Here is a 6,272-nt window from a genome sequence, read left to right as displayed (position 1 = left end):
TGTATACGTTTCCATCTCTTTTGAGTAGTCCAAATACAATGGTTTTTCCTGATGCACCACGTCCACGTTTTCCTCGAATACGACGAGCACCAAAGTAGGATTCATCAAGTTCAACGATACCGTTGAAAGGAGATATTTCCTCACATTGTGCCGCAATCTTTTTACGCAACCTGATGTAAATTGTATTGATGGAACGTACAGAAATATTGGTGAGTTTAGCTGTATCTGAAGCAGTTAAATCCATGGCAAAAAAGCGAATGATCTGTCTGAATTTTGCCTCTGTGATTCTTGAACGGGAATAGTATCTATTTTTTGCTTTCATATAAGGAAGTTACCATACTTTTTGATATGCTTAACTTCCTAAGCCCCTGTATTAATAGCCCAGTTGACGGCTAGCAAGATCTTTCATGATTTCCTCTGCCCCACCACCAATCATGTTAACTTTCACTTCACGATAAATACGTTCGGATTTCGTACCACGCATAAAGCCCATACCGCCTAATGTCTGTACCGCAGCATCAGCACAGAATTGCATAGTTTGTGTTGCAACATTCTTAAGCATACAAATTTGCGCAATCAGTTCATTTCCCTGTAATTCAGGTTTTCCTAAACGGTAGGCTGTATCTTCCAATAATGCGCGAGTTGAAGTTAAACGTGTCGCCATATCCACCAACTTGTGACGAACGACTTGATGATCAATTAAGCGTTTACCAAAAGTCTGACGCTGTTGGGCCCAATCCAAAGCTTCTTCATAACAAACCAATGCATAACCATAGCTACTGGCAGCAAGAAAAAAACGCTCCATGTTGAAGTTGTTCATGATGACGAAGAAGCCCATATTTTCTGCGCCGAGTAAATTTTTAGCTGGCACGCGCACATTATCAAAATGCAAATGAGCTGTATCCGATGCCCACCAACCCATTTTATCTAGTTTTGATTTTGTAATGCCTTCACTATGTGCATCAATCAGCAACATTGAAATACCATTAGCACCCTTCGCATCGGGATCAGTTCTCACCGCAACAGAATAATAATCTGCACGAATACCTGATGTAATAAAGGTCTTTTCACCACTGACAATATAATCATCACCATCTCGCACCGCTTTAGTTTTTAAAGCCGCAACATCTGAACCACCACTCGGTTCAGTAATTGCCAATGCAGAAATTTTCTCTCCCGATAAAATTTTTGGTAATACTTCAACTTTTACTTCTTCTTGAGCAAAATGTTGAATTGGTGGTGTACCGATCGTATGTGAAAGCAAAGATGCAGCCAAACCACCTGATGCACATTTCGCTAGCTCGACTGAAGCAAGTAGAGTATAGAATGCATCCGTCCCCGCAATACCTCCATAATTTTCATCAAAGCCAACGCCGAGCAAGCCAATATCGGCTGCTTTTTTATAAAGCTCTCGAGGAAAGGTTTCTGCTTCATCCCATTCATTAATAAAAGGGCTAATCTCTTTTTCAGTAAAGCGCCTAACACTCTCAGCAAATGCTAAATGTTGCTCAGTATAATATATGGGATTAAGTTGCATGCTTACTTCCTGACGATTATTGGTCATTGTTTTCGAATATTTAGTGAGCACTAAGGTATCAAAACCACAAAAACCAAGCAAGCGCTTGGCAAAATTCAAGATTAAAAAAATATTCAATTGGTTCGTTTACTTTAACTTCCTACAAGGAATCATTTATCCCAATGGAACTTAGATTTTTAACAAACTACGAAATCCTCGAGTTAAATAATAAGATTGAGCACCATTGTGATAAGTGAAAACTCGTCCATAACGACAATCACAGAAAATAGCTCCTCCTTTCACCCGAATATCATCTGGCGTTTTCACCCAACTCGACGTCTTTAAATCACAATGCTCAATAGACTGTAATTGTTTATATTGCTCTTCTGTCAGTAATTCAACTCCCATCACTTCTACTTCATCAATAGCATTGCTAATTGGTTTGTGTTCTTTCCGTGAATTTAGTGCCTCTCGATCGTAGCAAAGACTTCTGCGACCTTTGGGTGATTCTAATGAACAATCAAAAATATGATGTCAGATGAGTCTGAATCTATTGATACTACGTCAGGTTCTCCACCTGTTTCTTCCATTTGATGCAATAACCATAATTTATCTGGTACTTGTTTTAATCTTTCCTCAACCTGATACCAACTTAAGTTCAAATGTCGATGCATGTTGTTTTCAAAACGATTTTTTAATTTTTCCAACAATAACTTCTTCTCTCTCTCAACCAATTGTTTTTCCATTATATTTACACTCCGCTTTTTCAATAATCTATTATTTATATCTATGTAAATGATGAAAACTGGAATAACCACTTAATCAAATTTTCACTTAAATGATCCATTTTATAAATATTTAGATTAAAAATAGAACAAAAAATACACCTGACTTTTTAGCTATTATAGAAATTTGAGTTCAGAACTTTTACTAATTATATATATGATTTATTTAAACTTAATGATTTTTATAGCTCTTAGATTTAATATTAACTATGAAATAAAGTCACTAACTATTAGCCTATTTCTCCAGAGATACTCAAATTTAGCCAAAGTAGCGACAAAAATTGCTTCTCCACTAATATGCATAATTCCCAATGTCGTCATTTCATGCCAAAAGCAACATATTATAATCAAACAAATAATGCACCAAAATCCATTTGCTATCACAAGAATATTGATGAGAGTAGTTGATCGCCTTCTATAATTTGCTAATATAAATGAATAACATGCATACAATAAGTTGGTACAACCAATGAAAATGATAATGTTTTTTGGTAAATGATAAATTTGACTCAACCATTGTGCTGCAAGCAAAACTATTAAACCGGCTAAAACAGTCGCACAACAATCTACCCATAAAATATTCTTTTGAATCATCATTATAAATAGTCTAAGTCTTTATTAGGATATTAGCATAAATCCTATTTTCTTTTTTGCAATAAAAAACACCCCCAACTGTTAGGTTGGGGGTGTTTAGATTTAAAAGCTGGCGATGACTTACTCTCACATGGCAAACGCCACACTACCATCAGCGCGAAGAGGTTTCACTTCTGAGTTCGGGAAGGGATCAGGTGGTTCACTCTTGCTATTGTCGCCAGCAAACTGTTGTGGTGTTTTCGGGTCTTATTCACATTAATTAATAATGTTTGCCTTACTTACGATCCAAAGAGTTATTAACGGATTAGATATTGAGTCTAACTTTGTGTTCAGCATTTTAACTAGTTTATACACTAAATCAAGTTGTGTATTGAATTTATCTTGAATACAACAACTGTTTGGGTGTTGTATAGTCAAGCCTCACGAGCAATTAGTATTGGTCAGCTTCACACGTCACCGTGCTTCCACACCCAACCTATCAACGTCCTAGTCTCGAACGGCTCTTTAGAGGAATAAATTCCTAGGGAAATCTTATCTTGAGGTAGGCTTCCCGCTTAGATGCTTTCAGCGGTTATCCCTTCCGAACATAGCTACCCGGCGATGCCACTGGCGTGACAACCGGTACACCAGAGGTTCGTCCACTCTGGTCCTCTCGTACTAGGAGCAGATCCTCTCAAATTTCCAGCGCCCACGGTAGATAGGGACCGAACTGTCTCACGACGTTCTAAACCCAGCTCGCGTACCTCTTTAAATGGCGAACAGCCATACCCTTGGGACCTGCTTCAGCCCCAGGATGAGATGAGCCGACATCGAGGTGCCAAACACCGCCGTCGATATGAACTCTTGGGCGGTATCAGCCTGTTATCCCCAGAGTACCTTTTATCCGTTGAGCGATGGCCCTTCCATACAGAACCACCGGATCACTAAGACCTACTTTCGTACCTGCTCGACTTGTGGGTCTCGCAGTTAAGCGCGCTTTTGCCTTTATACTCTACGCGTGATTTCCGACCACGCTGAGCGCACCTTCGTACTCCTCCGTTACTCTTTAGGAGGAGACCGCCCCAGTCAAACTACCCACCAGACATGGTCCTCGTCCCGGATTACGGGACAGAGTTAGAACCTCAACATTACCAGGGTGGTATTTCAAGGACGGCTCCATTGGAACTAGCGTTCCAACTTCAAAGCCTCCCACCTATCCTACACAAGTAAGGTCAAAGTTCAATGTCAAGCTGCAGTAAAGGTTCACGGGGTCTTTCCGTCTAGCCGCGGGTACACTGCATCTTCACAGCGATTTCGATTTCACTGAGCCTCTGCTGGAGACAGCGCCGCCATCATTATGCCATTCGTGCAGGTCGGAACTTACCCGACAAGGAATTTCGCTACCTTAGGACCGTTATAGTTACGGCCGCCGTTTACTGGGGCTTCGATCAAGAGCTTCGCTTACGCTAACCCCATCAATTAACCTTCCAGCACCGGGCAGGCATCACACCCTATACGTCCACTTTCGTGTTTGCAGAGTGCTATGTTTTTAATAAACAGTTGCAGCGGCCTGGTTTCTGCGGCTGCCAACCGCTCAGGGAGCAAGTCCCATCACCGTCAGCAGCGTACCTTCTCCCGAAGTTACGGTACCATTTTGCCTAGTTCCTTCAGCAGAGTTCTCTCAAGCGCTTTGGTCTACTCGACCTGACCACCTGTGTCGGTTTCGGGTACGATTCCTGTGTAACTGAAGCTTAGAGACTTTTCCTGGAAGCATGGTATCAGCCACTTCACTGTACAAGTACAGCTTGCTATCGACTCTCAGCATAGAGCACCCCGGATTTGCCTAAGATGCATGCCTACGGTCTTCCACCTGGACAACCAACGCCAGGCTGACTTAACCTTCTCCGTCCTCTCATCGCATTACACAGAAGTATTGGAATATTAACCAATTTCCCATCGACTACGCCTCTCGGCCTCGCCTTAGGGGTCGACTCACCCAGCCCCGATTAACGTTGGACTGGAACCCTTGGTCTTTCAGCGAACGGGTTTTTCACCCGTTTTGTCGTTACTCACGTCAGCATTCGCACTTCTGATACCTCCAGCATACTTCTCAATACACCTTCATCGGCTTACAGAACGCTCCCCTACCACTTGACTAATGTCAAATCCGCAGCTTCGGCACATAGTTTTAGCCCCGTTACATCTTCCGCGCAGGCCGACTCGACTAGTGAGCTATTACGCTTTCTTTAAAGGGTGGCTGCTTCTAAGCCAACCTCCTAGCTGTCTATGCCTTCCCACATCGTTTCCCACTTAACTATGATTTTGGGGCCTTAGCTGGCGGTCTGGATTGTTTTCCTCTTGACTACGGACGTTAGCACCCGCAGTCTGTCTCCCGGATAGTACTCATTGGTATTCGGAGTTTGCATCGGTTTGGTAAGTCGGGATGACCCCCTAGCCGAAACAGTGCTCTACCCCCAATGGTATTCGTCCGAGGCGCTACCTAAATAGCTTTCGGGGAGAACCAGCTATCACCAGGCTTGATTAGCCTTTCACCCCTATCCACAAGTCATCCCCTGGCTTTTCAACGACAGTGGGTTCGGTCCTCCAGTTAGTGTTACCCAACCTTCAACCTGCTCATGGATAGATCGCCTGGTTTCGGGTCTATACCCAGCAACTAAACGCCCTATTAAGACTCGATTTCTCTACGGCTCCCCTATTCGGTTAACCTCGCTACTGAATATAAGTCGCTGACCCATTATACAAAAGGTACGCAGTCACCGAACAAGTCGGCTCCCACTGCTTGTATGCATGCGGTTTCAGGATCTATTTCACTCCCCTCACAGGGGTTCTTTTCGCCTTTCCCTCACGGTACTGGTTCACTATCGGTCAGTCAGGAGTATTTAGCCTTGGAGGATGGTCCCCCCATATTCAGACAAGGTTTCACGTGCCTCGCCCTACTCGTCATCATTATGTGTGCCCTTTCGTGTACGGGAATATCACCCTCTACGTTCGCACTTCCCAGAGCGTTCCACTAAAACACACATAACTTAATGGGCTGCTCCCCGTTCGCTCGCCGCTACTAAGGGAATCTCAATTGATTTCTTTTCCTAAGGGTACTGAGATGTTTCACTTCCCCTCGTTCGCTTCATAAACCTATGTATTCAGTTTATGATACCCGCCTTATAGCGGGTGGGTTCCCCCATTCAGAAATCTCCGGATCAAAGGATATTTGCCGCCTCCCCGGAGCTTTTCGCAGGCTATCACGTCTTTCATCGCCTCTGACTGCCAAGGCATCCACCACATGCACTTAATTACTTGACTATACAACCCCAAACAGTCGTTAACACATACAAGTGAGTGTTATCGTTGCAAACTTAATTGCTACTGGTTTGTTGTCT

2 protein-coding genes, 2 rRNA genes and 2 pseudogenes are annotated in these 6,272 nt (G+C 43.0%); all 6 read right to left on the bottom strand.

Annotated features, from left to right (window positions below; translation table 11 throughout):
* Positions 1-322 (bottom strand): annotated as a pseudogene (locus MKL32_RS14420) (IS1595-like element ISAju1 family transposase); the annotation flags it as partial.
* A 51-nt stretch (positions 323-373) separates the two neighbouring features.
* Positions 374-1,537 carry an acyl-CoA dehydrogenase family protein gene (locus MKL32_RS14415; protein WP_270900699.1) on the bottom strand — a complete coding sequence of 388 codons (1,164 nt, stop codon included), beginning with the start codon at positions 1,535-1,537 and terminating at the stop codon, positions 374-376.
* 168 nt (positions 1,538-1,705) lie between these two features.
* Positions 1,706-2,262, bottom strand: a pseudogene (locus tag MKL32_RS14410) (DUF4256 domain-containing protein).
* A 246-nt stretch (positions 2,263-2,508) separates the two neighbouring features.
* A complete protein-coding gene (locus MKL32_RS14405) occupies positions 2,509-2,898 on the bottom strand; it encodes a hypothetical protein (RefSeq protein ID WP_270900698.1) in 390 nt (129 codons plus the stop codon).
* A gap of 104 nt (positions 2,899-3,002) precedes the next feature.
* Positions 3,003-3,117, bottom strand: a 5S ribosomal RNA gene (gene rrf / locus MKL32_RS14400).
* Between the two features lie 187 nt (positions 3,118-3,304).
* Positions 3,305-6,195: ribosomal RNA gene (locus MKL32_RS14395) — 23S ribosomal RNA — on the bottom strand.
* Positions 6,196-6,272 lie beyond the last annotated feature (77 nt).

The sequence above is a fragment of the Acinetobacter sp. AOR34_HL genome, from assembly GCF_027854795.1.
GTDB lineage: Bacteria > Pseudomonadota > Gammaproteobacteria > Pseudomonadales > Moraxellaceae > Acinetobacter > Acinetobacter junii.
Note: the sequence above shows the minus strand (reverse complement) of the source record. Positions and strands in the feature narration are given on the sequence as shown.